This is a genomic window from Streptosporangium sp. OZ121 (genome assembly GCF_051918885.1).
Taxonomy (GTDB): Bacteria; Actinomycetota; Actinomycetes; order Streptosporangiales; family Streptosporangiaceae; genus Streptosporangium.
Map to the genome: position 1 here is coordinate 185,522 of NZ_JBPXMC010000014.1, position 25,290 is coordinate 210,811.

The 25,290-nt window shown below is 69.8% G+C and carries 21 protein-coding genes; 14 read left to right on the top strand and 7 right to left on the bottom strand.

All coding sequences use genetic code 11. The features are described 5' to 3' along the window. Positions 1-55: 55 nt before the first annotated feature. From ACTOQ1_RS24525 to ACTOQ1_RS24555, 7 genes are all read left to right on the top strand, one after another. Positions 56-1,624: an NAD(P)-binding domain-containing protein gene (locus ACTOQ1_RS24525; RefSeq protein ID WP_440070362.1), complete on the top strand. Its 1,569-nt coding sequence runs from the start codon at positions 56-58 to the stop codon at positions 1,622-1,624. Then, positions 1,621-2,781: an alpha-hydroxy acid oxidase gene (locus ACTOQ1_RS24530; RefSeq protein WP_440070363.1), complete on the top strand. Its 1,161-nt coding sequence runs from the start codon at positions 1,621-1,623 to the stop codon at positions 2,779-2,781. The genes ACTOQ1_RS24525 and ACTOQ1_RS24530 overlap by 4 nt, the downstream gene beginning before the upstream one ends. Then, entirely contained in the window at positions 2,772-4,289 is a 1,518-nt protein-coding gene (locus tag ACTOQ1_RS24535; protein ID WP_440070364.1) for a cytochrome P450, read from the top strand. The genes ACTOQ1_RS24530 and ACTOQ1_RS24535 overlap by 10 nt, the downstream gene beginning before the upstream one ends. A gap of 28 nt (positions 4,290-4,317) precedes the next feature. Then, complete coding sequence (locus ACTOQ1_RS24540) at positions 4,318-5,658, top strand: cation:proton antiporter (protein ID WP_440070365.1); 1,341 nt, start codon at positions 4,318-4,320, stop codon at positions 5,656-5,658. A 142-nt stretch (positions 5,659-5,800) separates the two neighbouring features. Next, positions 5,801-6,490, top strand: a complete 690-nt coding sequence (locus ACTOQ1_RS24545) for a response regulator transcription factor (protein ID WP_440070366.1) — start codon at positions 5,801-5,803, stop codon at positions 6,488-6,490. Further along, positions 6,487-7,845, top strand: a complete 1,359-nt coding sequence (locus tag ACTOQ1_RS24550) for a sensor histidine kinase (RefSeq protein ID WP_440070367.1) — start codon at positions 6,487-6,489, stop codon at positions 7,843-7,845. Before ACTOQ1_RS24545 ends, ACTOQ1_RS24550 begins: the two co-directional genes overlap by 4 nt. Positions 7,846-7,997: 152 nt before the next feature. Continuing rightward, positions 7,998-8,735 (top strand): sulfite exporter TauE/SafE family protein, encoded by a 738-nt coding sequence (locus ACTOQ1_RS24555; RefSeq protein ID WP_440070368.1) that lies wholly within the window; start codon positions 7,998-8,000, stop codon positions 8,733-8,735. A 58-nt stretch (positions 8,736-8,793) separates the two neighbouring features. Here the strand turns inward: ACTOQ1_RS24555 and ACTOQ1_RS24560 are convergent, their stop codons facing one another. Further along, positions 8,794-10,095 carry a hypothetical protein gene (locus ACTOQ1_RS24560; protein WP_440070369.1) on the bottom strand — a complete coding sequence of 434 codons (1,302 nt, stop codon included), beginning with the start codon at positions 10,093-10,095 and terminating at the stop codon, positions 8,794-8,796. 201 nt (positions 10,096-10,296) lie between these two features. On the opposite strand from ACTOQ1_RS24560, the gene ACTOQ1_RS24565 reads away from it, so the two are divergent. The 4 genes from ACTOQ1_RS24565 to ACTOQ1_RS24580 all read left to right on the top strand — a co-directional run bounded on the left by ACTOQ1_RS24565 (position 10,297) and on the right by ACTOQ1_RS24580 (position 16,869). Further along, positions 10,297-10,644: a bifunctional 3-phenylpropionate/cinnamic acid dioxygenase ferredoxin subunit gene (locus tag ACTOQ1_RS24565; protein WP_440070370.1), complete on the top strand. Its 348-nt coding sequence runs from the start codon at positions 10,297-10,299 to the stop codon at positions 10,642-10,644. Positions 10,645-10,713: 69 nt separating this feature from the next. Beyond that, positions 10,714-11,844, top strand: a complete 1,131-nt coding sequence (locus ACTOQ1_RS24570; RefSeq protein WP_440070371.1) for an aromatic ring-hydroxylating oxygenase subunit alpha — start codon at positions 10,714-10,716, stop codon at positions 11,842-11,844. A gap of 51 nt (positions 11,845-11,895) precedes the next feature. Further along, positions 11,896-14,202: an FdhF/YdeP family oxidoreductase gene (locus tag ACTOQ1_RS24575; protein ID WP_440070372.1), complete on the top strand. Its 2,307-nt coding sequence runs from the start codon at positions 11,896-11,898 to the stop codon at positions 14,200-14,202. A gap of 417 nt (positions 14,203-14,619) precedes the next feature. Next, the gene (locus ACTOQ1_RS24580) at positions 14,620-16,869 is read left to right on the top strand and encodes an AAA family ATPase (RefSeq protein ID WP_440070373.1); all 2,250 of its coding nucleotides are present in this window, start codon (positions 14,620-14,622) and stop codon (positions 16,867-16,869) included. A gap of 302 nt (positions 16,870-17,171) precedes the next feature. Here the strand turns inward: ACTOQ1_RS24580 and ACTOQ1_RS24585 are convergent, their stop codons facing one another. The 4 genes from ACTOQ1_RS24585 to ACTOQ1_RS24600 form a co-directional block, all read right to left on the bottom strand. Then, positions 17,172-17,852, bottom strand: a complete 681-nt coding sequence (locus ACTOQ1_RS24585; RefSeq protein WP_440070374.1) for a hypothetical protein — start codon at positions 17,850-17,852, stop codon at positions 17,172-17,174. Next, on the bottom strand, positions 17,849-19,063 hold the full coding sequence (locus tag ACTOQ1_RS24590) for an AAA family ATPase (RefSeq protein WP_440070375.1): 1,215 nt from the start codon (positions 19,061-19,063) through the stop codon (positions 17,849-17,851). The genes ACTOQ1_RS24585 and ACTOQ1_RS24590 overlap by 4 nt, the downstream gene beginning before the upstream one ends. Positions 19,064-19,262: 199 nt before the next feature. Next, entirely contained in the window at positions 19,263-19,481 is a 219-nt protein-coding gene (locus ACTOQ1_RS24595) for a DUF397 domain-containing protein (protein WP_440070376.1), read from the bottom strand. Then, positions 19,472-20,107, bottom strand: coding sequence for a DUF5753 domain-containing protein (locus ACTOQ1_RS24600; protein WP_440070386.1), 636 nt, complete (start codon positions 20,105-20,107; stop codon positions 19,472-19,474). Before ACTOQ1_RS24600 ends, ACTOQ1_RS24595 begins: the two co-directional genes overlap by 10 nt. A gap of 11 nt (positions 20,108-20,118) precedes the next feature. Here ACTOQ1_RS24600 and ACTOQ1_RS24605 point away from each other — a divergent pair, with 11 nt between their 5' ends. Continuing rightward, positions 20,119-20,529 carry an ATP-binding protein gene (locus ACTOQ1_RS24605; protein WP_440070377.1) on the top strand — a complete coding sequence of 137 codons (411 nt, stop codon included), beginning with the start codon at positions 20,119-20,121 and terminating at the stop codon, positions 20,527-20,529. Between the two features lie 75 nt (positions 20,530-20,604). Here ACTOQ1_RS24605 and ACTOQ1_RS24610 read toward each other — a convergent pair whose 3' ends face one another. Then, a complete protein-coding gene (locus ACTOQ1_RS24610) occupies positions 20,605-21,219 on the bottom strand; it encodes a TetR/AcrR family transcriptional regulator (RefSeq protein ID WP_440070378.1) in 615 nt (204 codons plus the stop codon). Between the two features lie 86 nt (positions 21,220-21,305). Between ACTOQ1_RS24610 and ACTOQ1_RS24615 the strand changes: the two genes are divergently transcribed. Then, positions 21,306-22,322 (top strand): hypothetical protein, encoded by a 1,017-nt coding sequence (locus tag ACTOQ1_RS24615; RefSeq protein ID WP_440070379.1) that lies wholly within the window; start codon positions 21,306-21,308, stop codon positions 22,320-22,322. A gap of 87 nt (positions 22,323-22,409) precedes the next feature. Here ACTOQ1_RS24615 and ACTOQ1_RS24620 read toward each other — a convergent pair whose 3' ends face one another. After that, positions 22,410-23,234: a hypothetical protein gene (locus tag ACTOQ1_RS24620; RefSeq protein WP_440070380.1), complete on the bottom strand. Its 825-nt coding sequence runs from the start codon at positions 23,232-23,234 to the stop codon at positions 22,410-22,412. A gap of 1,130 nt (positions 23,235-24,364) precedes the next feature. Here ACTOQ1_RS24620 and tnpB point away from each other — a divergent pair. After that, a partial coding sequence (gene tnpB / locus ACTOQ1_RS24625; RefSeq protein WP_440070381.1) for an IS607 family element RNA-guided endonuclease TnpB occupies positions 24,365-25,290 on the top strand: 926 nt, incomplete at its 3' end.

Sequence of the window (25,290 nt, forward strand, 5' to 3'; positions counted from 1 at the left end):
TCCCCGCCAACACTGGGGACGTTCGTTCGACCGGATCGCTGTGACGGAGGTGTACGTGCCGGACAATGCGCTGGACTACGTGGTGATCGGTGCCGGCCCCGCGGGGCTGCAGCTGGGGTACTTCCTCGGCAAGGCGGGACGGAGCTACCTGATCCTGGAGGCGGGCCCCGCGCCGGGCACCTTCTTCCGGACCTTCCCGCGCCACCGACAGCTCATCTCGATCAACAAGAGGTACACCGGGTCGGACGACCCGGAGCTCAACCTCCGGATGGACTGGAACTCGCTGCTGTCGGACGATCCCGGCCTGCTGTTCACCCGCTACAGCGACCGCTACTTCCCCGCCGCCGACGACATGGTCCGCTATCTCGCCGACTTCGCCGCGGCCTGCGACCTGCGCGTCACCTACGACGCCCGCGTCTCCCAGGTCACCCGCGCCTCCGATACGGGCCACTTCCTGGTGACCGACGAGCGCGGCCGGACCCACGAGGCCAGACGGCTGGTCGTCGCGACCGGGGTCAGCCGGCCCAACATCCCGTCGATACCGGGCATCGAGACGGCCGAACCCTACGGCACCGTCTCCACCGACCCGTCCGACTACGTGAACCAGCGGGTGCTCGTCATCGGCAAGGGCAACTCGGCGTTCGAGACGGCCGACAGCCTGGTCGCGACGGCCGCGGTGATCCACGTCGCCGGGCCGCACTCCATCCGGCTGGCGTGGCGCACCCACTTCGTCGGGCATCTGCGCGCGGTCAACAACAACTTCCTCGACACCTACCAGCTCAAGTCCCAGAACGCGGTGCTGGACGGCGACATCAAGCGGATCGAGCGCCAGGCCGACGGCTCGTACCTGGTGACGGTGAGCTTCGTCCGCGCCGACGAGGTCACCAAGGACATCCCGTACGACAGGATCATCGTCTGCACCGGCTTCCGGATCGACGCCTCGATCTTCTCCGACGAGTGCCGCCCGGAGCTGACGATCAACGACAGGTTCCCCGCGCTCACCCCCGCCTACGAGTCGGTGAACGTGCCCGATCTCTACTTCGCCGGGACCGTGACGCAGTCCCGCGACTTCAAGCGCGGCACCAGCGGGTTCATCCACGGCTTCCGGTACGGCACCCGGGCGCTGCACCGCATTTTGGAGAACAGGTACCACGGTGCCGGGTGGCCCGGCCGCGAGCTCCCGGCCGATCCGGAGGCGCTCGCGGCGGCGGTGCTCGAACGGGTCAACCGCAGCTCGGCGCTGTGGCAGCAGTTCGGGCTGCTGGGCGACGTCGTCGTCCTCGACGGCCACGGCGGGGCGCGCTATCTGGAGGAGCTGCCGGTCGACCTGGAGGGTCCGCCGATCGGCGACGGCGGCCACTTCACGATCACGCTGGAGTACGGCCCTGAGCACGACCAGGTCGATCCGTTCGACATCGGGGTGGGCCGGATCCGGCAGAACGACGCCGAGCGCGCCGCCGAGGGCCACTACCTGCACCCGGTGGTGCGCCACCACCGGGCCGGCGCGCCGCCGGCCGTCCACCACGTCACCGAGAACCTGGAGAACGAATGGACCTCCCGGGAGACCCACGTGGAACCGCTCCGCGCGTTCTTCGCCCGCCAGGTCGCCTCGGTCCCGGCGTGACGGACGCGAGGACACCGCAGGGGGCGGGTGAGCGCCCCCCGCACGTGGCGGACGCGAGGACATGGGCGGCCCCGGCGCCCCCGGCGGCGCCGACGGCCCCGGCCGCACCGGCGGCCCCGCGTACCCTCCGCGAGTTCGAGGCCGCGGCCCGCGCGCGCCTCGCCCCGGAGTACTACGGCTACTTCGCCGGCGGGGCCGGGGACGAGGTCACCGTACGGGCCAACGAGGCCGCGTTCGAAAGGCTCTCCCTGCTGCCGCGGGTGCTGCGCGGCGCCGGGAGACCCCGGACCGACGTCACCCTGCCCGGCGGCCGGGCGGCCATGCCCGTGCTGGTGGCGCCGACCGCGTTCCACCGGCTCGCCGACCCCGAGGGCGAGCGGGCCACCGCGCGGGCGGCGGCCACCGCCGGGACGATCATGATCGTGAGCATGGCCTCCACCGTCGCCGTCGGGGACGTGGCCGCGGCGGCGCCCGGGGCCACCCTGTGGTTCCAGCTCTACGTCCAGCCGGACATGGCCTTCACCGAGACGCTCGTGCGGCGCGCCGAGGCGGCCGGGTGCCGGGCGCTGGTCGTCACGGTGGACTCACCGGCCCATGGCCTGCGGGACCGGGAGCGCCACCACGGTCTCCAGGACCTGCCCGAGGGGATGGCCTGCGAGAACCTGCGCGACGGCGGGCGGGTACGGCCGATCGTCATGTCGCCGGAGACCTCCTGGGAGCACATCGGCCTGCTCCGGGAGATGACGGCGCTCCCGATCGTCCTCAAGGGCGTCGCGCATCCCGCCGACGCGCGCCTGGCGCTCGACCACGGCGTCTCGGGGTTGCTGGTGTCCAACCACGGCGGACGCCAGCTCGACACGGTCCCGGCCGCCGTCGACCTGCTGCCGGAGATCGTGGCCGCCGTCGGCGGGGCCGTCCCGGTGCTGATGGACGGAGGCGTCCGGCGCGGCACCGACGTGCTGAAGGCGATGGCGCTGGGCGCCGCCGCGGTCGCGGTCGGCCGCCCGGTGATCTGGGGGCTGGCCGCGGACGGCGAGCGCGGCGTGACCCGCGTCCTCGACCTGCTCCGCTCGGAGGTCGAGCACGCGCTCACCCTGTGCGGCTGCGCGTCGGTCCACGACCTCGATCCGGGCATGGTGCGACGGTCATGCCGGTGACCGCGCCGGTCAGGGCGGTGGCGGTCGGGGTCGCCGCCGCCGCCGTGCTGAGCCTGCCCCGATGGCTCCCCGCCAGGATCGTGGCGTTGCGGACGCGGGTCTTCGCCCGGATCAACGGGGAGGAGGGGATCATCGTTCCCGGAGACCTGGTCGGCGTCGAGAGGTTCAGGGAGATCTACTCCCACCCGGCGGCCGACGGCCGGAGCCGGGGGGCCGCGCTGTCGGACCTGTTCTGGTACTGGCTGTCGCCCGGCGCCGAGTTGCACCAGGAACACCTCGAGGCGGGAGAGCGGTACGACGCGGTCGCCCGCGCCACGCGCGGCTTCCTGTCCGTGCCGCGCGTGGAGGCCGAGGAGCTCACCCGCCGCTGTGTCGCCCGGACGCTGCGGGACGCGGGAGGACTGGTCCGGCTGCGCGACCTGATGATGCCGGTCTGGGCGGAGTTCTACTACGAGCTCGTCTTCGGCGAACCGTGCCCGCCGACGGCGCGCGACCTGATCGTGGGCAACGCGGACGACGTCGTCACCGCGCTCAAGTGCTGCGGGCTGCGGCACATGGACCGGCGCGACAAGCTGACCCGGCACCTCGCCGGCCTGCTGCCCAAGGTGCGGGACCGGCTCCCGGCGGGGTTGTCGGCCAGGGAGCAGGCCCTCTACCTGCAGGGGACCTTCTTCAACACCGCGGTCGTCCAGATGTCGGAGGCCATGGCCCACCTGCTGATGGTCCTCGCCCAGCACCCGGACGCCCAGGCCGGGGTGCTCGCGGGTGACGAGCGGGGTGACGAGCGCCACCTCGACCGCGTCATCTCCGAGACGCTGCGGCTCTACCCGCTCTTCGGCGTCGCCCACCGCGTCACCACCGGCGACATCCCCCTCGACGAGCACACGACGATCCCGGCCGGCTCGGTGCTGTGCTTCGACTACCCCGCCTTCCACCGCGAGGGCTTCCCCGACCCCGACCGTTTCGATCCCGGCCGTTTCGGCACGGACCGCTCGCACGCGGACTACTCGCATCTGGACCGTTCGGGCCGGGTCCGTCCGGAGCCGGACCGCTCCGGCCGGGACGGTCCCGCCTCGGGCCGCCCGGCCCCCGGCTGCCCCGCCTCCGGCCGTCCCCGCCCGGGCAGGCCCGCGGTCCGGGAGCTCAACCACATCCCGTTCGGCGTCGCCGCCAACCGCCCCTGCCCCGCCTGGCGGCTGGCGCCGATCACCATGCGGGTCGCGGCGCGGGAGGTCCTGCGCGCGTACACCCTCGACTCCTCCGCCTCCCACACCCGGTCGATGCCCAACCGGGGACCGTGCCTGCTCGTTCCGCGGGGTGTCCCCAAGGGGGCGGCCCACCGGGCGGCGCTGCGGTTCATCCGGTTCCGCGACCGCTGGGAGGACGTCTGGCGCAGCCTCGTGCAGCTCGTCCTCGGCACCTACATGGTCTGGGACGCGCGCAGGCAGCGGCTGTGTGAGCGCCACTTCGCGGAGGCCGACCGTTCGGCCGCCGCGGAGAGCAGATGATCGTCCGGACCACGAGCGGAGAAACGACATGCCCACCCTGGCACAGGTCACCGCCGGCGACCCGAACCTCGAACTGATCCTCAAAGTCCTGCCCGCCCTGGTCGTCATCCTGCTGGCCGCGGCGATATGCGGCCGGCTGGCGCTCATGATGATGCAACCGCGGGTCCTCGGCGAGATGGTCGCCGGCGTCCTCCTCGGCCCGACGCTGTTCGGCCAGTTGTTCCCCGAGGCCCAGGCGGCCGTGTTCCCCGCCGAGGTCAGGCCGGTCCTGTACGTGCTGAGCACCATCGGGCTGACGCTGTACATGTTCCTGGTCGGTGCCGGGCTGGACCACGGCGCGTCGCCGCCCGGCCAGGGCCGCAGGGCGGCGACGCTGGCGTTCTCCGGTATCGTCCCCTCCCTGCTCCTCGGCTCCTGCGTCGGTCTGCTCCTGTGGGAGATGCTCTCGCGCCCCGACGTCAGCCGGTGGGAGTTCGCCCTGTTCGTCGGGGGAGCGCTGTCGCTGACCGCGTTCCCCATGCTGGCCAGGATCCTGTACGAGCGGGGGCTGGAGAACTCCCCTCTCGGGAAGCTGACCCTGGTGGCGGCCGCCATCGACGACGCCCTCGCCTGGTGCATCCTCGCCGTGCTGTCGGCGATGCACCTCGACTCGGGTCCCGGCGACGCGGTGCGCACCATCGCGCTGACGGCGCTGTTCGCGGTGGTGATGCTGAAGGTGGTCGCGCCGCTGCTGCGGCCCCTGGGCGAGGGCGTCGCGCGGACCGGCCGGATCGGCCCCGGCGCCATGTACGCCGTCGTCCTCATCCCGCTCACGGCGGGCTGGCTCACCGACTGGATCGGGGTCTACGCGGTCTTCGGCGGCTTCCTCGCCGGGCTGGCGATGCCCCGCGACGCGGCGTTCCGCCAGGCGCTGCACGGCCGCATGATGGACGTCGTCTCGACGCTGCTGCTGCCGGTCTTCTTCACCTTCTCCGGGCTGAACACCCATCTCGACGGCGTCACCGGCGGTCCCATGCTCCTGGCGTTCGCCGCGATCCTGGCCGCGGGCTTCTGCGGGAAGTACTTCGGCTGCTCGCTGTCGATGAGGGCCCTGGGATTCGGCTGGCGCGAGTCCTACGCGGTGGGGGCGCTCATGAACGCGCGGGGGCTGATGATCCTCATCTTCATCAACATCGGCCTGGCGCAGGGCATGATCACGCAGGAGCTCTTCGCCATCCTCGTGCTCGTGGCCATCATCACCACCGCGGGAGCTTTGCCGCTGTACAAACTGGCGCTGCCGGAGCGTCACGAACGTGCCCACGGATCCGGGGCCGCCGGCCCGGATATCCGCTCTCTGGAGGAACAGGCCGAGAAATCCCATTCCTCGTGACCGCTCGAATCCGTTGAACGCCCTGAACGCAGTGCGGATATCGTTTTGTGATCAGCCGAACACGGTACGAGCATTGCTGTGTAACTTTCAATTATTCTGGGAACCCTGGTAATTCGGCGGGAGGAATGCCACGGTTGTTTTCGTGGCTGTGACATCGGGGACATCCGGCACGCTCGCTCGCCGGCTGCTCCTCGTCGAGGACGACCCCGAGCTCGGGCACATGCTGGTCGGGTTGTTCATCGAGCAGGGGTACATGGTCGACCTGGCCCCGGAGGGACAGCGCGGCCTTCACCTGGGCCTGAGCCGCCCGTACGACGTGATGATCGTCGACCGGGGTCTCCCGGCGGTCGACGGCATCGAGCTGCTGACACGGCTGCGCCGCCGGGCCGTCACCGTGCCGGTGCTCGTGCTGACCGCCTTCGGCACGGTCGCCGACCGGGTCGCCGGGCTCGACGCGGGCGCCGAGGACTACCTGGTCAAGCCGTTCGAGATCGACGAGCTGCTGGCCAGGGTGCGGGCGCTGCACCGCAGGAACCTCGACCACGCCAGGCTGCTGCCGCTCGGCGCGGGCTGGCTGGACTCCGATTCCCACATCGTGGGGCTGCCGACCGGCGAGCAGGTGACGCTCTCGGGGCAGGAGTGCCGGCTGCTGAGCGCGCTGGCGACCCGGCCGCGGCAGGTGCACACACGCGCCTCGCTGCGCCAGCGCGTCTTCGACGGCGCCCGGACGGAGTCGATCGTGGACACCTACGTCTACTACCTGCGCAACAAGCTTGGGGCGGACGTCGTACGCACCGTGCGGGGTGTGGGATACCGCCTGGGCGGATTGTGAGGAGGCGTCCGCCCCACGAGCCGGAGCGGTACCTGCTGCTCCGGGCCCGCCGCCGGGTCACCATGCAGGTGGCGGGCGCGATCTCCGTGATGCTCGCGCTCGGCGGGATGATGGTGTACTGCGTCATCACCAGCGACCAGGACACCTCGGCGCGGCGCGACCTGGCCGTCGCGGCCCAGCACGCGTACCTCTCGCGGCCCCCGCCCTGCGTCTGGCTGTTCGAACTGCACGGTGACACCGTGCTGAGGTCTCCCGGCGCGCCGGCGGTGCTGCCGGTGCGCGCCGCGCTGCATCAGGCCGCCGCCGGACGCGAGCCCCGGGTCGGCCGGATCGAGATCGCCGGGCAGTCCTATCTCGTCCACACCCGGCGGCGCGGTGGCGTGGCGGTCCAGGCGGCGATGGACCTGCGCTACCAGGCCGCGGAGCGGCACCGGCTGCTGCGCACCCTCGCCGCCGCGGAGCTCACCGGCCTGCTGGCCGCGCTGATGATCGGCCAGATCGTCGCCCGGAGGGCGATCGCGCCCCTGGGCGAGGCCCTGGCCCGCCAGCGCCGGTTCGCCGCGGACGTCAGCCACGAGCTGCGCACCCCGCTGACCCGCCTGCACATCCGCGCCCAGATCGTCGCCCGCGGGCTGCGGCGGGGGAACGACCCGCTTCTCGCCGCGGCCGAGGTCGACCGGCTGGTGAACGGCACCCGGCAGCTGGGCGACGTGGTCGAGGACCTGCTGCTGACGGCCCAGTTCGGCCAGCTGCGCCGGCCGTTCGCCCCGGTCGACCTCGCCGCGCTGGCCGAGGAGCTCGTCCTGGCCGAGGCGGCCCGCGCCGAGGTGCACGGCGTGACGGTCGAGGTACGGCGCCAGGGGCCGGGCGGCCACGTCGTGCGCGGGGCGCAGTCCGCGCTGCGCAGGGTGATCTCCGCGCTCCTCGACAACGCGCTCACCCACACCCGTGCGGGCGGCCACATCTGGGTGATCCTCTCCGGCGGCCCGGAGACGGTCCGGCTCGACGTCCGCGACGACGGCGTGGGCCTCGACCCCCGCGACGCCGAACGCCTCTTCACCCGGTTCGTCGGCGGGTCCCGCAGCGGGGGCCTGGGCCTCGGTCTCGCCCTCGTCCGCGAGGTGGTGGACGGCCACGGCGGGACCGTCACCGCGGACGGGCGCCCGGGAGCCGGGGCGGTGTTCACCGTCCGGCTCCCCGCGGACCCCGCCGCGGCGGCGCGGCCCCCGTACCTCCCGGAGCCCGTGGGCCACCCGGCCACGCCGCCGGAGGACTCAGGCGGCGGACCCCACCTGGAGGGCCGAGGCGTGCCCGGCCGGTCGGGAGCCCGCTCCGGTCCCGGGCCGGAGCCGTGACCCCGTACCGGTGCGCCGACCGGCGTCCTGCACCTCGCGAGATCGAACGATCACCCTGAAAGGCGATGAAGCCTCAGCCGGCCGACGAAGGGATGGGCCGGGGGCCGGGGCACGCCGTGCGGGAGCGTGTGATTGGCTTTGACCCCGTGGACATGGCCGAGATGCTGGGACTGTTGGGGGCCGGGACGCTGGCCGGGGTGGTCGGCACGGTGGTGAGCCTGGCGTCGATCGTCTCCTACCCGGCGCTGCTCGCGTTCGGCCTGCCCCCGCTGGCCGCGAACGTCACGAACACGGTGGCGCTGACGTTCCACGGGGTGGGCGCGACGCTCGGGTCGCGGCCCGAGCTCGCCGGGCAGGGCGGCAGGGTCATGCGGCTCGGCGTGATGACCCTGATCGGAGGGGCGGTGGGGTCGGCGCTGCTGCTGATGACCCCTTCCGACACGTTCGAGGCGATAGCGCCGTGGCTGATCGCCATCGCCGCGCTGCTGCTGATCCGCCCGCCCAGGGTCGGGGGAGGGTCCGGCGGCGAGGACGGGTGGGCGGCGCGCGCCGCGCTGTTCGGCGTCGCCGTCTACATCGGCTACTTCGGGGCCGCGGGCGGGATCCTGATGTTCGCGGTGCTCTCCGCCGTGCTCGACCAGGCGCCGGTCAGGGTCAACGCGATCAAGTCCGTCGTGTCCTCGCTGGCGAACGCGGCGTCCACGGTCGCCTTCGCCCTCTTCGGCCCGGTGCAGTGGTCGGCGGTGGCGCCGCTCGCGCTGGGATTCTTCCTCGGCGGCCTGCTCGGGCCGCCGATCGCCCGCCGCCTGCCCGGCCGCGCGCTCCGGTTCGGCGCCGCCGCCTGCGGGCTGCTCGTCGCGATCAAACTCGGCGCCGACGCCTACGCGTGAACCGCCCGCGGGGACTCGCACGAGTCGATCGACCTTTCCGCGCAGGTGCCGAGGACCTTCAGCCGCCCGTGGGCAGGCGGTCGAGCGTGCGGGTGAGGACGGCGCGGCCGGCGCGCAGGGCGGCGGCCGGGTCGGTCCCGGCCGGTCCCTGCCAGCGGAGATAGACCATGGTGGAGCCGTGGCGCACCGCCACGGCGACGTGCGCGACGGAGTCGCGACGGGTGAGCCGGGGCGGCAGGTCGGGATGCCGCACGGCGAAGGTCTCGATCTCACCCGTCCAGGGACCCCTGGTGAAGGGGGCGAGATGGGGACCGACGCTGTAGGACCTCGGGTCCTCGGAGTCGCAGGGCTTCTCTTCCTTATCGGGTAGGGTGCCCGATCCGCGCCAGATGAGCGGCCGGACGCGGGCCTCCTCGGCGCTCCGCTCGTCGGCCAGGAACAGCACGTCCTCGCGGACGGAGACCTCACCGATCAGGCGGCGCGTGACGGCCGGAGCGCCGCCGTGCACGTTCTCGTCGAAAGCCGCCGCGCAGACCAGGTCATGAGTGAGACCGACGGGGTCGGACCATGGCTTCATGTCCTTGCCGTAGGCGGAGGGCGGGGGCAGGGCCGCGGCCATCGCGGCCGAAGCCGCCCGCGAGCCGGCGCCGGCCGGTGCGGGCGCGGTGGGGGCGCCGCCCACGGCGGCCAGCACGGACGCCGCCGCCGCGGTGCCCTCGTGCAGCGGTCGCGGGTCCGGTCTGCCGCCCGCCTCGAACGGCCACGCCCACGACACCTCGGCCAGCAGCGCGCCACGGGTGGCCACGATCGTCGCACTGGCGCCCGAGTCGCCTTCTTCCGTGAAGTACTCCGTGGTGACCAGAGCCCGCAGCCCGCGCCATCCCCCGCGGTCGAAGTCGCCCACGTCGCTGATCGCGTTGTGGTCGCGGTAGTCGCACTTCCCGGTGCCGCGCCGGGTCGCCGAGATCAGGCGGCTCGCCTGATCGGGCGAGGTGATCCAGAACCGCACCTCCAGCGGCTCGGGCACCTCCGGAGCGCGCAGCTGGGCGGTATAGGCGGGCACGCCCCCGGGTGGCAGCCGCGCCTCGATGCCCCGCTCCCGCTCCGGCCAGCACCAGTGCAGGAGGGGGGTGTCCAGGTTCGTGGCGAAGGGGGCGAAGGTGAGGTCCGCCAGGGGGCTCTCGAAGACGTCGCCCTTCAGGCGGCCCCGCAGCCGCTCGGCGATCTCCTCCACAGAGGTCGCCGCGTTCGCGGGCATCGGCAGCGCGGGCGTCTTCAGCTGGTCGAAGCCGCCGAGGACGAACAACAGGGTGACGGCCGCGATCGCGACGCGCGGCCCATGACGCCTGGAAAGATCCACAAAGGACATGGTGCCGTACACCCGGTCAAGGAGCGTTTTCCGGCTCTCCCCCGGAACCACAGAGCCTCCCGATCCCGTCCGCGAAACCCTGCGTGACCATGGGGAGACCCCGGTGACGACCCTTGACATCGGGATTTCCTGGGGTCACGCTGTTGCGTATAGCGCTGTGTGTTCCGCCTTCCGAAACTGGGGTTTGTTGCGATGATCCCTGCCTGTCCCCTCGCGGCCCTACCGCCAGGTGAGGCCCACCGGCTCGACGTCGACCCGCCCATCGCCGTCTTCCACACCGAGGACGGCGAGATCTACGCCGTGGACGACACCTGCACCCACCAGGACGCCTCCCTTTCCGACGGGTGGCTGGAGGGCTGCGAGATCGAGTGCCCGCTGCACGCGTCGAGCTTCGACCTGCGGACGGGACGGCCGAGCTCTCCTCCCGCCAAACTGCCGCTGCGCACCCACCGGGTGGTGGTCGAGGACGGCACCGTCTACGTCCTCCCCTCAGAGGAGCCCCCGAACCTGCCGCCCGGCGTCCGCGCGAGTACCGCGTAGGACGCGAGCACCGCGTAAAGCCGCGAACGCCGCGTGAGAACGTGAGCCCCGTGTGAAGAGGAGCCGACCGTGACCGCGAGAAGCCTGCCCCCCAGCGTGATCGCCACCCTGCCAGGCGGCTACTACACCGACGAGAACATCTTCGCCCTGGAGCAGGCCCGCGTCTTCGAGACGATGTGGTTCTGCGTCGCCCGCGCGTCCGACCTCGGCAGGCCGGGGGCCTTCAGGACCGTCCAGGTGGGCCGCGAGAGCGTCCTCGTCACCCGGGCCAGGGACGGTTCGATCCGCGCCTTCCTCAACGTGTGCCGCCACCGGGGCGCCCGGATCCGCACCGAGGAGTCCGGCGAGGTCAAGCGGTCCTTCCAGTGCCCCTACCACGCGTGGACCTACGACCTCGACGGCAAGCTGATCGCCGCGCCGAACCTCACCAAGATGCCCGACATCGACCGGGTGGAGTACGGGCTGATCAACGTGCACGTGCGCGAGTGGATCGGGTACGTGTGGGTGTGCCTCGCCGACGAGCCGCCGTCGTTCGAGGCGGACGTGGTCGCCGAGGCGACGCACCGGCTGGGCGACGAGCGGTCCATCGAGAACTACGACATCGCCAACCTCCGGGTGGGCCGCAGGATCGTCTACGACGTGAAGGCGAACTGGAAGCTCATCGTCGAGAACTTCATGGAGTGCTACCACTGCGCCACCATCCACCCCGAGCTCACCGAGGTGCTGCCGGAGTTCGCCGACGGGTACGCGGCGCAGTCCTTCGTCGGGCACGGCGCGGAGTTCGGCGAGGAGATCCGGGGGTTCACCGTCGACGGCTCCGAGGGGGTGGACCGCATCCCCGGGGTGGGCGAGGACCAGGACCGCCGCTACTACGCGATCACCATCAAGCCGCAGGTCTTCGTCAACCTCGTGCCCGACCATGTGATCCTGCACCGGATGTTCCCGCTGGCGGCCGACCGGACGATCGTGGAGTGCGACTGGCTCTTCCTCGGCGACGTCGTGGACTCGGGCAGGGACCTCGGCCCGTCCGTCGAGCTCTTCCACCGCGTCAACGTGCAGGACTTCGAGGCCTGCGAGCGGTGCCAGCCCGCGATGAACTCCCGGGCGTACGCTCAAGGGGGGGTCCTGGTGCCCAGCGAGCACCACATCGGGGCCTTCCACGGATGGGTGCTCGACAGGCTGGGAACCGGGCCCGGCTGAGCGCCTGTATTGTGCGCTCACGAAGGTGACCGGCCGGAAGGAGGCGCGAGGATGGCCAGGAAGGCCCCGCGCGACGACGTCAACGAGGACGGCCTCGAGGTCGGCCCGCCCAAGGAGTGGGCCGCCGGCATCCCGGGGGTGACCCGGTCGCTGCTGGCGGCGAACGCCCAGATGGGCGTCGGCCGCACCCTGCGCACCCTGGCCGTGGTCAACCAGAAGGAAGGCTTCGACTGCCCCGGCTGCGCCTGGCCCGAGGGCGGGCACCGCAGCCCGGCCGAGTTCTGCGAGAACGGCGCCAAGGCGGTGGCCGAGGAGGCCACCGTCCGCAGGGTCACCCGCGACTTCTTCGCCCGGCACACCGTGGACGACCTGGCCCGGCACACCGACTACTGGCTCGGCCAGCAGGGACGCCTCACCGAGCCGATGCACCGGCCCGAGGGCTCCGACCACTACGTGCCGGTGAGCTGGGACGACGCGTTCGCCATCGTCGCCCGTGAGCTGCGCGCCCTCGACAGCCCCGACGAGGCGCTGTTCTACACCTCAGGCCGCACCTCCAACGAGGCCGCGTTCGCGTACCAGCTCCTGGTGCGCAGGTTCGGCACCAACAACCTGCCCGACTGCTCCAACATGTGCCACGAGTCCAGCGGCTCGGCGCTCAACGAGACGCTCGGCATCGGCAAGGGCACGGTCTCGCTGGAGGACCTGCACCGGGCCGACCTCGTCTTCGTGGTCGGCCAGAACCCCGGCACCAACCATCCCCGCATGCTGTCGGCGCTGGAGCGGGCCAAGCGCGACGGCGCCCGGATCGTCGCGGTCAACCCGCTGCCCGAGGCCGGGCTGCTCCGCTTCAAGAACCCGCAGAAGGCCTCCGGGCTGGTCGGCAAGGGCACCACGCTGGCCGACCGGTTCCTGCAGATCCGCCTCAACGGCGACCTCGCGCTCTTCCAGGCCATGTCGCTGCTCCTGCTCGAAGCCGAGGACGCCGCCCCCGGCACCGTGGTCGACCGCGCCTTCGTCGAGACCCACACCCACGGCTTCGACAAGTGGGCCGAGGACCTGCGCTCCCTGGACTGGGCGGAGGTCGAGGAGGCGACCGGGCTGGACCGCCCGGCCGTCGAGGACGCCGTACGGGAGGTGCTCGGCGCGAAGTCGGTCATCGTGTGCTGGGCGATGGGGCTCACCCAGCACAAGAACTCCGTCGCCACCATCAGGGAGGTCGTCAACTTCCTGCTGCTGCGTGGCAACGTGGGCCGCCCGGGGGCCGGGGTGTGCCCGGTGCGCGGCCACTCCAACGTCCAGGGCGACCGCACCATGGGCATCAACGAGAGGCCCCCGGCGTGGTTCCTCGACGCCCTGCGCGACGAGTTCGGCTTCGATCCGCCCCGCGACCACGGTCTCGACACCGTGGAGGCGATCCGCGCGCTGCGGTCGGAGCGGGCGAAGGTCTTCGTCGCGATGGGCGGCAACTTCGTGGCCGCGACCCCCGACACGGCGGTGACCGAGGAGGCGATGCGCCGGGCCCGGCTGACGGTGCAGGTCTCGACCAAGCTCAACCGCTCCCACGCCGTGTGCGGGCGGGAGGCGCTCATCCTCCCCACCCTGGGACGCACCGAGCGCGACGTCGCGCCCGGCGACCGCGCGGGCCGCTTCGTCACGGTCGAGGACTCCATGGGCATGGTCCACGCCTCGCGGGGCAACCTGCCGCCCGCCTCCGGCGACCTGCTCTCCGAGGTGGACATCGTCCGCCGCCTGGCGACGGAGCTGTTCGGCACCGACCCGCAGGTGCCCTGGGAGCGGTTCGCCGACTACGACGTGATCCGCCACCACATCTCCCGCGTGGTCCCCGGCTTCGAGGACTTCAACCTGCGCGCCCGCCTCTCGGGCGGTTTCACGCTGCCCAACGCGCCCCGCGACGAGCGCCGCTTCCCGACCGCGACGGGGAAGGCCAACTTCACCGTCAACCCCCTTGAGGTGCTGCGGGTCCCGCCGGGGCGGCTGCTGCTCCAGACGGTCCGCAGCCACGACCAGTACAACACCACGATCTACGGCATGGACGACCGCTACCGGGGCGTCCGCAACGGCCGCCGGGTGGTCTTCGTGCACGCCGACGACCTGGCCGAGCGAGGTCTGGCCGACGGCGACATGGTGGACCTGGTCAGCGAGTGGCCCGACGGGGAGCGCAGGGCGGAGTCCTTCCGCGCGGTCGCCTACCCGACCGCGCGCGGCTGCTGCGCCGCGTACTTCCCCGAGACCAACGTGCTGGTGCCGCTCGACTCGGTCGCGGAGACCTCCAACACGCCTACCTCCAAGAGCGTCGTGGTCAGGCTCGTCAAGCGAGCCGCGGACGCAGACCGTTAGGCCCTGTTTCCCGGGCCGGGCGCGGAGCCGGATCGTTTCATCGGGCCCGGCCTGTCCCTCGAACTGCCCCGATCTGGAAATTCATTCTCAATAAGACCTCCTCGCCAATTCGGCCGCAGCCGGTCCTCGTCGCCAGTCGGTAGAACTTCGGTCACGTTAGAAGTTCATCACCAACCCGCTGGTTCAACATCCGCAGAGGCCGATTGTTGGAACAATGGCAGATGTGACCGGCTCGCTGAGTACCTGCTCCAGCGGGCGCGCCCGCGTCCGTGAACGAGGTGTCCTCGCCCGTCACATTTCCTGGGCTGACGGTGGCGCCCTTGTGCCCCTCTCTTCGAGGCGCAATGGCCAATCTCTGCCGAACATGAGGTGATCACCGTGGCGAGTGGATCACCGGTTCGGCGGCGAGGCCGCCTGATGATCGCGGCATCGGGCCCAGCGGCCGGCGTGGTGGCCGGAGGACTGACCAATCTGCTGACGACAACCTGGAATTGGTGGCTGTTCGGCGGGCTCGTCATGATGACCACTCTCGTCAGCGCCGGCGCGCTGATCACCCTGCCGCAGAGCGGTGACCCACAAGCCGCGTCGACGGCGGAGGAACAGTCGCAGGGTTCGATGTTGCAGCCGCCGACCGGCACCCGTGTCTTCATCGGCCGCGGCAAGGAGCTGAGCCGTCTGACAGCCCCCGCACCCGATGGCAATCATCCCGGCCCTCGCCTGCTGGTGATCACCGGCATGCCCGGAACGGGGAAGACCGAACTGGCCATCCGCGCCGCCCATGAACTGGCCGCACGCTATCCCGACGGCGTGTTTTGGCTGGGCCTGCGTACGTACGCGGCAAGCGAGTCACGAATGACCAGTACCGAAGCACTACGAACCCTGCTCAACGCCCTTCGGGTTCCGCCCAACCCGAAAGCTGCCGACGTGACCACGCTCGGGCACGCCTGGCAGGCCGCCACCAGAGGCAAACGGCTGCTGGTCGTCCTGGACGACGCCGACACCACCGAGCACGTTCGACCACTGCTGCCCGCCGCCGAAGGCTCAGCGGTCCTGATCACGACGCGCCATGTGCTGATCGGCCTCGACCCCGACCACACAATCACCCCGCAGCCGTTCAGTCATAGCCAGGCCGCTCAGCTCGCGGGCGCGATCCTTCGACGTGCCGGACTGAATGACCCGCGGGCCGCCGCTGAGATTGCCGCGGCCTTCCGGCTTCCGCTCTCGATCCGTCAGATGAGCGACCTGAAAGCGGCCAATCCAGCCCGAGACATCCTTGCCACTCCAGTCGAATTGATTGAAGACGAGACGGCAGCGGCGTTCGCACGCTCCTTCGCGGCACTGGCCAAACCCGCTCGCTCGGTGCTTCGCAGCATCGCACGCTACCCGGGTTCGTCAATCACCACGTCCATCGCCGCCGTCATCGCCGACCGGTCGTCAAAAGAGGCAGCCGCGCTGATGTCCACCCTCTACCGACGCGGTCTGCTCATCGTGGACGACAGCGGAAGGGGGGCTTATCGGATGCATGACGCCGTCCGCGCCGCCGCACTGATCGAGTCCGACAAGCGTGACACCCACAGACGCCAGGCCGCCGCCGACGAAAGGCTCTTCCGGTACACAGCGGAGGCCATCAGGGCCGCCACACTTCTGGTGGACTCCAGCGCCTCCGTTGCCGAAGTGAAAACCGGCAGGCGTGAGCCTCGGGTGCCGCCGCCCCGCCACGAGTCGAATGTCGCCGCGTTGCGATGGCTCGATCGGCATCACGCCGATCTTCTCGCCGTGACCCGCCGCTGCCTGTCCATAGATTCTCCCCAGGCGTGGCGTCTGGCTCACAGCCTCGAGGCCTACCAGCGGATGCGCGGCTTCTACGCCGAGATCGTCGAATTGAACAGCCAGGCGCTGAGTTTGGCGGAACGTATGAACGATCGGCTCGGCCAAGCTGCCATGCACCACAACCTGGGCTTGGTCGATATGCGTACGAGCAAGTACTCCGCCGCGCTGACGCGCTTTCGAACTTCTCTTGCGCTGTACTCCGAAGTGGGCAGCCAGGCCGGCCAGATGGAGATCCATCACGAGCTCTGCAACGTCAACAAGTGGCTCGGCAACTTCAACGAAGCTCGCTTGCACGCTGAATTCTGCCTGGAAGCGGCGTCCTTGATTGACGGCTTCGTCGAACTGGCGTTCGCTCATTCCAGTCTCGGCATTCTCGACCGTCTGGAGGGCCATGCTGCCAGGTCCCGCGAACACCTGACCCGGGCAATGGAACTGTTCGAGCAGGCCGGCCACCGACGTGGTCAGGGAATTTGCCACCGGCAACTCGGCATGCTGGACGGGCAACTCAACAAGCACGGCGACGCTCAAGCCCACCTGGACCAAGCGCTCATCCTGTTCCGGGAACTGGGAGATCTCATGAGCCAAGCCGACACCCACCACAACCTGGCCGTCGTCCACCGCCATCTGGGCGCCCCGGCCACCGCTCACCAGAACGCTGTTACCGCTCTCCTCCTCAGCCGCCAGGTCGGCCATATCGAGGGACAAGCCGACGCGTATGTAGAACTCGCCACCCAGGCTCAAGCCATTGGGAACCATATGACGGCACATGCCAATCTTCGACAGGCCGAGGACCTTCGGCAATCGCTCCCCTCCCGGCAACCCGGCCCCTACCGATGAAACGCCCCGATGATCACCGTGGGGCAGTTGGATAGCGACCTCCTCGCGCCGACGGCGACACCGTCAGCCCTGCAGACACAGGGGCGAGAGCGGGTGACAGTGCTCGTGTCCGGCGACGGCGCAGAGATTATTCCAAGTCATTCCGTGACTCCGGGAACCATCACAGTTGCCACCTTGGCGATCTTGGTTCCATGCCTGACCCAAGAAACAGGACCTGGCAGTCGGCTTTCACGTCGTTGACGAAGACGTCCTGCCGGCGGGGATGAGGGGGCGTCGAGTCCCTTGATGTTGTCCGTAAGGGCTCATCCTGATGAGGGACACACGTGATCGGCGCAACAACGGGCGGCGTCCTCTCGCAGCTGCTCGTACGAGCGATTGCGGCCCGAAGGTCTCGCTGCCAGGCCCATCATCGTGGCCTTGCCGAGGACATCCGGCGCGTCGGACTCCCGATAGCGACGGCCCGAACCGCTGACCTCTCGCATGAGCACCTGTTTGGGATCGGCCAGCCGCCCGGTGTCCCTGCCACGATGCCTGGCAGGCACCGACCACGAGCCGCAGACGGCGGTGAGTGCGTCGGGAAACAGCAGTAACCAGGACTCGATCTCCGCCACGGCCAGAGCGTAGTGCGCCGTCCCCAGGGCCTCTTGCAAAGCTTTTTCCACCCGCAGGCGAATGGCCGGATACCGGTCGTCGTCGACCGCGTCGAGGTCTTCGTGAACGAACACGCACGCCACGGTCGCGTCATCCCGTACGGCCCTCGCGCGGACCTTGCGCGCGAGGGTTTCCGCACGCGCGGCGAGGTTCGCCCCGGTGGCCTGGTGCAGCCGTACCGGATCGCCGATCTCCACGATTCGCCCGCGCATCTCCGGGCAGAACTCCTCCAGGAGGATCCGGAGGCTGAGCCGGTCGTTTCGGTCCTCACCGGCGACGACCACGATCGGTTTCCTGGTCGGCCGGATGCGGGTTCCCCCGCGCCTGCTCACAGATCGCCTCCCAGCGCGCCGGAGAACCACAGCTCTCCCAGGGGGATTCCCTCGCTGGCTCGCACGATCTTCTCGACCTGGGCGGTCGAGACCGCCGGGATCACGGAGGAACCGTCCTCCGCACGCTCGCACACGATGAGTTCCTCGGGTTTGAGCCGGTCGGCGAGGGCCGGCGAATGGGTGGCGATGATGAACTGCGTCCTGTCGCTCGCCTCCCGGACCCGCTCGACGAGGATCTCCAATGCCTGCGGGTGCAGACCGTGGTCGATCTCCTCGACGCAGGTGAGCGCGGGAGGGCTGGGGTCGTAGAGCATCGCGAGAAGGCCCAGCAGGCGGATCGTGCCGTAAGAGGCGTCGAGCAGCGAGGTGGGTTCGCGCAGCCCGCGCTCCCTGAGAACCACCACGACGGAACGAGCGCCTCCGGACGGGTAGTCGAAGTCGAGTGCTTCGAGCTGGGGGAGCACCTCTATGGCGTCGGCCTGCAGTCGCTCCCACGCCTCTTCGTCGGTGTCGCGCAGGGTCAGCAGGAACCTCGCCAGGTTGGAGGCGTCGTCCGCGATGGCCTCGTACCCGCTCCGGGAAACACGTGACGGCATGCGCGCGCGGTGGACGTCGACGTCGAAGACGCGGAAGGTGGTGAGGAAGTCGGCCAGGGCCACCACCTCTCGCCCGCCGAAATTCTCCGACAGCCGGGGCAGAGTGGACAGGCCGGTGCTGAACGGCTGGATTCCGACCTCCATCACCGCGGTACGCCGCTCGGACTCGTCGTCCGAGATCACCTCGTCGGCCCCGTACTGTGAACTCGCGGCTCGCTCACCCGACACTTCGATCCGGTTCCGCCAGCCACCGGCCCGGCTGAGATGGAAGATCTCTTCCCGAGCCGGAGGACTACCGTTGATCTTCAAGCGGTACATGTCGAGAGGGCAATTGGATGTTTCGGGTACGGACCAGTGCCCCTTCAGCCCGATCTGAATATGGTCCGGCCGCAGGTCGCCCCCCCGGAACACCAGTTCGTCGAAGCCCCCTCGGTCCTCAAGCGCGGGCCCCAGGTCTGTCCGGACGATGTCGGCCAGGAAGTCGAACACCCTCAGCACGTTCGTCTTGCCCGCGCCGTTGGGCCCCACCAGCACGTTGACCCGCCCCAACGGCAGCGACACCTTCCGCAGGCTCCGGAAGTTCTCCACTTCCAACTCGACCAACCGCCCGGCCATCAGCCCCACCTCTTTCCGCCTGTGCCCGCGAGAGGCGTCCGGCGAGCCGCTTTCCGAGCCTCACGGGATCATCTTGCCTGTTTCCCGCGTCCAGTGCTCCGAACTGCGAACGGAGTATTCGATCACCCGGCGAGCCGGTACTCGCAAGGGGCAGGGCGTGAGGTTCGGCAACGCCTGTCGATCGCCGGAAGTGGCGATCTCAGCCGATGTCGAACCTGCCGGTCTTCACGCCGCCGAGGAACGTGTCCCACCCGGCGGGGCTGAAGAAGAGCTTCGGGCCCTCGGGGTCCTTGGAGTCGCGCACGGCGACCAGGTCGGGGTGGCCGGTGGTGTCTCCGAGCTTCGCGACCTCGACGCAGTCGCCGCCGTTGTCTCCGGAGAAGCTTGATTTGATCCACGTGACGTTGTTCAGGTCCACTTTTCCTCTACCGCCCTTTGGATGAGCTCGATGGACATGCTTAGCGGCAGCGCTTCGGTCCGGATGGCCTCAAAACGCTCCACGGCCGCCGTAACGTCTTCCTGATCGCTCGTGGTGAGACCGCGCACAGCCGTCTCCGCATACAGTACGTCGCCTCCTCCGTCCAGCGTCGCGATTACGAACCCGCCCATCAGGCCGGAATGCATCCCGTGGGGTATCACCTGAACGCTCAGGCGTGGATTGACCACCGAAATCAGGTGCTCTAACTGCTCTTTCATTATCTTGTGGCTACCGATCGGGCGATGGAGAACTCCCTCGTCGACCACGCATCGGTAGGTCGGTGGTGAAGGATCCTCGCGGAAGAGGATGGCCTGGCGGTGCAGGCGGGCCTCCACCGCCGCCTCGTCTCCACGTAGCACCACGCGGGCATATGCCTCGGTCTGAAGCAGACCGGGAACCACCAGAGGTTGATAGGTCCTGAGCGTGGCCGCGACCTGCTCCTTGTCATGCCACTTCCCGAACCAGGGAGGGAAGGACCGCCCTTTCCTCCAGTCGAGCAGCCGGGACAGCGCGCCACCGGTTTCAAGGGCCTCGTCGCAGGTCTCGGCGAACTCCGCTGACCGAATATCGCTACACGATGAATCCCGGCCTTTCCCCGCTGGGGGAGAAGTGGATACCGCGCGAACCGAGAAGTGTCGCGTCCGCCCGCCGGTTCGTGCGCGACGTCGCCACCGACTGGAAGGCGGCGGGAGACATCCCGGAAATCGCCGAACTCCTGGCCTCGGAACTCGTCACCAACGCGCTGGCGTACGGATCGCCGGACGTTCCCGCCGCGAGCCCCGTCCGCGTCACGGTCGGCAGGGAGAGGGAGTTGCTGACCGTGGACGTCCACGACGCGTGCATCGCGGTCCCGCGGCTGAGGCGGGCCGATGACATGGAGATCTCCGGCCGCGGTCTCGCCATCGTCCAGGATCTCTCCCGCAGCTGGGGCTGGACCTTCAATCCCTACGGCAAGTCCGTATGGTTCCAGCTGACGGCCTGGCCATAGGACGGGAGGGGATTCTCCGGTTCCGTACATGCCGTTCGGAGGGCTGATGGAACTCGCGCCTGCCTGAGCCGTGGATCACAGCCGCGAATCGTCGATCACCGATCGGCCGGTTCCGGTGTCGATGCCGCCGACGATCAGGTCGGTGAGCGCGGCGACCGCGTCGGCGACGGTTGCCCGCCCCCGGTTCAGCTCCGCGGCGATCGCCTCGGCCGCGCCCAGCGCGCCGACACAGCGCAGTCGAAGGGCTTCCGGCGTGAGGTCGGAGTACGGCAGCAGTGCCGCGGCCATCAGGTCCGTGAAGCTGTCGAACATCTCGCGCTCGATCACTTCCATTTCCGGATTTCCCTTCAGCGCGGCGGAAACGGCGTTCCACTCCGGCATGTCGGTGGAGCACGCGAAGTACGCGGTGCTCAGGACGCGGGCTGTCTCGCCGAGGATGGGCTCGGCCTCCCGCAACGCCTGTGCCGACGCGGTCCGGTGTCGTTCGTCGAGTCGCTGGTAGAGCGCGAGCAGCAGGCCGGGGCGGGTGCCGAAGTGGTCGTAGACGATCGGCCTGCTCACTCCGGCGGCCTCCGCGAGGGTGAGCAGGGTGAGGCCGTCGGCGCCCTGGGCGCGCACGATCCTCAGGGCGGTGTCGAGCAACTGCTCCCGCCTGGCCTGTCTGGACAGGCGCGTCGATGCCGTGGCCATTGCGCTCCCTTGCGTTGCCGCCCAGTCTAGGCTACAAAATGTAGGTTACAAAATGTAAGTTAGCGGGAACGCGAGAGGAGAACGCGATGGAGCACTCGAAATCGGTACTGATCATGGGTGGTTCCGGTCAGGCGGGCGCGGGGACCGCGGCCATCCTGCGCCGGTGGTATCCGACGTTGCCGCTCACGATCGCGGGCCGCGATCTGGAGCGCGCGCGGCGTGTCGCCGACGAACTCGGCGACGCGACAGCGGTGACCATCGATCTGCGCCGCGACGACCTCGGCCTCCCCGCAGGCCATGAACACTCGGCGGTCGTCGCGGCACTGTGGGACAGCCATTTGAACGGACTGCGCTACGCCCAGGACCGCGGCCTGCCGTACCTCAGCCTCTCCAGCGGCCTGACGGACATCGCCCCCGAGGTCGTCGCGGGCGGGCAGCGGGCCGGCGCCGCCCCGATCCTACTGGCCAGCCACTGGTACGCCGGTCTCGTCGTCCTCGCGACACTGCACCTCGCCAGGGAGTTCGGCCGGATCGACACCATCCGGGCCGGTGCCGTACTGGACGAGCCGGACATCGGCGGGCCCGCGGCTGCGGCGGACATGGAACGCCTGACGGCCTCCACCTCGGCTGGGCTCGTCCGCCGCGACGGCGTCTTCAGCTGGGTCGACGGTCCCGAAGCGCGGGTGGAGGTCACCGGAGCCGACGGCGCCGTCCTGCCCGGCCAGATCATGGCCACCCTCGACGTTCCGAGTCTCGCCATCGCGACGGGCGCACCGAACGTCCGCTTCGCGTTCGCGGCCGGTGAGTCCGCCGAGAACAGGCGCCGAGGCGAGCCCGCCTCCAGCGTGGTCGAGATCGATCTCGAAGGAGAGGATCGCAGGGGCGCACCGCTCAGGAGGAGACGCCACCTTCGCCACCCGGAGGGGCAGCGCGACCTGACCGCGCTCGCCGTCGCCCTCGGTGTCGAACGACTGCTCGGCCTGCGCGGCGAAGCCGTGGCGCCGGGCCTTCACACTCCCGAGGCGTTGATCGACCCCGCCTACGCGGTCGAGCGGATGATGGAGATCGGTGCCACGTTCGCCGAAGCTCCGGGTGATCGATGAACAGCCCCGCGTGTCCCGCCTTATCGGGGGCAGGGCAATGGGGGAGCCCCTCCATCGGCACCGGTGGAGGGGCTCCGTGTCAGGGAATCAGCCCGGCGGGAAGTTGCCGTTCTTGGCGACTGGCAGGGCCAGCTGGCTGGCGCCGCTGAGGACGGCCCGCTCGGCCGGGAGACCGGCGAGGACGGGGTTGATGTGCCGCAGGGTGAGCGAGACCGTGGGCAGGGCCGGGGTGACCAGGTCGAACTTCTCCAGGTCGATCCACCGGACGATTTTGAGCACCTCGTCCGGGATGATGTCGCCGGCCTTCTGCACCGGGACGCACAGCTGGCGGGCGGTGAGGACCTGCGCGCCGTGCGTGGGGATTGTCGGGCTCAGGACGGGGTTGAGCTGACGCAGGGACAACTGCTGGTTCAGCGGGTTGTTGGGGGTGATGCCGTAGCACTTGAGGTCGATGTGGCGGACGAGCGACAGCACCTCCGCGGGCGGGACCGCGTTGTTCTTGATGACCGGCACGCACAGCTGCTGCGGGGTGTTCAGGGAGATCTGCGTGCGCGGCAGGCTCTGGAACAGCGGGTTGAGATGGCTGAGCACGAGACCCGTGGTCACCGTGGTGCCGGAGATCTTGTAGCAGGCCAGGTCGATGTACCTGATGAAGTCGAGCGCGGGTGACGGCGGTATCTGGTTGTTCTTGGCGACCGGGACGCACAGCTGCTGACGCTCGCCGAGGGTGACGGTCTCGATCGGCAGGGTGCTGAGTACGGGGTTGATGTGCCGCAGTTTGAGCGTGGTGGCGGGCGGCTGGTACGGGCTGGTCTTGAAGCATTCGAGGTCGAGGAAGGCGGTCAGATCCTTCGGTGTCGGCAGCGCGAGGGCGCTGGCGGGCGGAACGCAGAGGAATGCGACGGCGAGCATGGCGACGACGGCGGATGTGAGGCGCCGGAGCATCGTTTTTCTACGCCCGTGAATTCCGGTTACGGCTCGATCCATCGTGGCTCCAAATCTGATGGGTGGATCTTCACAACGCCGAGTGTGTGCCGCCGCGACCAGACTTTCAATATCTCTGACACTTTTTGTTGCGCGTAAAATTCGGGCCGACGGGCCGGGGATTTATCATCAGGTATAAAAGCGTTATCGGCTCGCCGGTAATCGGAACGCGGCGGCTTTGTTGAGGCTCCGTCAACCTGATTGCCCGGGTCGCGATAAATGCGTATGGGATGGGTTGACCCGAGAGCCGGATCGCGGTAAAGCGGCGGTCGGCCAGGTTCCGGCGCCCTGGCCGGAGGGCCTCATCCCGCCGCGATGCCGCCGCCGAACAGTAGAAGTCGAGAGAGAGCGGCCCGGGGCTCTCATTTCCGGAATGAAATCCTTTTCAAGGAGGTTCGCGGGCCGAACAGTCCGAACGCCGTCATTTCTTCCTCGAACGAAACCAAGATTTACGTCAGGTTCGAACTTCGGGACGGCGTGCCGGAGCCTTTTCAACCGTGAGACCGGATACGGCAGGGGATCCGCGGATCGATTCCGGCATCATGTCCATTGTTCAGGACTTTTCGGGGAGTGCGAATCGTTCGACCTGGGAAAGAGGAGACCTCCGGCTCCCCGCCCTCGCGTTCCTCCGCCCGGCGAAGGGGTTGGAAGCGGTTGGTGGTTGAGCGTGTATCAGGATGTGTGAGTGAGCTTGAAGGAGTGGGTTAAGGCGCAGGGGTGTCCATCCGATCGCCGCTTACCGGTGGTATCGGGAAGGCGCCTGGCCCGTGCCCGCTCGTAAGGTCGGGCGGCTGATCCTGGTCGCAGACGTCGATTCTGCCGCCTGGCACGGCGCGACCACCGTGGGGCAGGCCTGCGTCTCTTCTGTGGAGGCGTCTTCCTCGGCGTGCCCGCCTCCACCGACACCGCTACCGGCACCGCCGGCAAGGCCACCGGCTCCGTCTGCGGCTTCCTGCGCTCCCGAGGCGGGCGTGGGTCTGTTCGCCGGTCGGGTAGTCGTTGATCATGGCTCCTACGGTACGTTGACGGTCGGCGACGTAGCGTGAGGGGGAGGGTTGATGCGGGTCCACCAGGCCTACCGCTATGCCCTGGACCCCACCCCCGAGCAGGCGCGTCTGCTCGCCTCCCATTGCGGCGCGGCCCGGTTCGCCTTCAACTGGGGGCTCAATCTCGTCAAGGCCGCCTTGTCCCAGCGGGAGGCGGAGAAGTCCTACGGGGTGCCCGATGAACACCTGACCGAGGTGGCGTGGTCGTTGTACGATCTGCGCCGGGCGTGGAACACCGCCGAGAACACCGCCAAGGGCGACGTCGCGCCGTGGTGGGCCGAGCACTCCAAAGAGGCCTACACCAGCGGCCTCGACGGCGTGGCACGGGCGCTGAGGAACTGGGCGGCTTCGCGTCACGGCACGCGGGCGGGCAAGAAGATGGGGTTTCCCCGGTTCAGGTCCAAGCACCGCACCGCCCCTTCGTGCCGGTTCACCATCGGAGCGATCCGGGTGGAGGCCGACCGCCGCCACGTGACGCTGCCCCGCCTGGGCACCGTCCGCACCCACGAGTCGACCCGGAAACTCGCCCGGCATCTGGAGCGCGGCACGGGGCGGATCCTGTCGGCCACCGTCCGCAGTGAGGGAGGGCGCTGGTTCGTCGCGTTCACCTGCGAGCTCGACCGCCCCGACCGCGCCCTGGCCAGGCCGGAGGTCGTGGTCGGCGTCGACCTGGGGGTTAAAGACCTCGCGGTGCTGTCCACCGGCGAGGTCGTCGCCAACCCCAGGCATCACCGCTCGGCGCTCAGGCGGCTGCGCCGGTTGAACAAGCAGCTCGCCCGCCGCGTCGGCCCCCGCGCCCCGGACGGTGGCAAGCGCGAGGCCTCCGCCCGCTGGACCAAAACCAAGGCCGCCCTGGGCAGGGCACATGCGCGGGTGGCCAATCAGCGGCGCGACGGCCTGCATAAGCTCACCAGCCGCCTGGCGGCCACCTGGGGCAC

What these genes read in the sequence shown, in the direction of transcription:
- ACTOQ1_RS24555 (WP_440070368.1), top strand. Translation starts at nt 7,998, where the DNA reads ATGGCCGAGATGCTGGGACTGTTGGGGGCCGGGACGCTGGCCGGGGTG.
- ACTOQ1_RS24540 (WP_440070365.1), top strand. Translation starts at nt 4,318, where the DNA reads ATGCCCACCCTGGCACAGGTCACCGCCGGCGACCCGAACCTCGAACTG.
- ACTOQ1_RS24590 (WP_440070375.1), bottom strand. Translation starts at nt 19,063, where the DNA reads ATGGCCGGGCGGTTGGTCGAGTTGGAAGTGGAGAACTTCCGGAGCCTG.
- ACTOQ1_RS24565 (WP_440070370.1), top strand. Translation starts at nt 10,297, where the DNA reads ATGATCCCTGCCTGTCCCCTCGCGGCCCTACCGCCAGGTGAGGCCCAC.
- ACTOQ1_RS24615 (WP_440070379.1), top strand. Translation starts at nt 21,306, where the DNA reads ATGGAGCACTCGAAATCGGTACTGATCATGGGTGGTTCCGGTCAGGCG.
- ACTOQ1_RS24580 (WP_440070373.1), top strand. Translation starts at nt 14,620, where the DNA reads ATGATCGCGGCATCGGGCCCAGCGGCCGGCGTGGTGGCCGGAGGACTG.
- ACTOQ1_RS24575 (WP_440070372.1), top strand. Translation starts at nt 11,896, where the DNA reads ATGGCCAGGAAGGCCCCGCGCGACGACGTCAACGAGGACGGCCTCGAG.
- ACTOQ1_RS24535 (WP_440070364.1), top strand. Translation starts at nt 2,772, where the DNA reads ATGCCGGTGACCGCGCCGGTCAGGGCGGTGGCGGTCGGGGTCGCCGCC.
- ACTOQ1_RS24605 (WP_440070377.1), top strand. Translation starts at nt 20,119, where the DNA reads ATGAATCCCGGCCTTTCCCCGCTGGGGGAGAAGTGGATACCGCGCGAA.
- ACTOQ1_RS24610 (WP_440070378.1), bottom strand. Translation starts at nt 21,219, where the DNA reads ATGGCCACGGCATCGACGCGCCTGTCCAGACAGGCCAGGCGGGAGCAG.
- ACTOQ1_RS24620 (WP_440070380.1), bottom strand. Translation starts at nt 23,234, where the DNA reads ATGCTCGCCGTCGCATTCCTCTGCGTTCCGCCCGCCAGCGCCCTCGCG.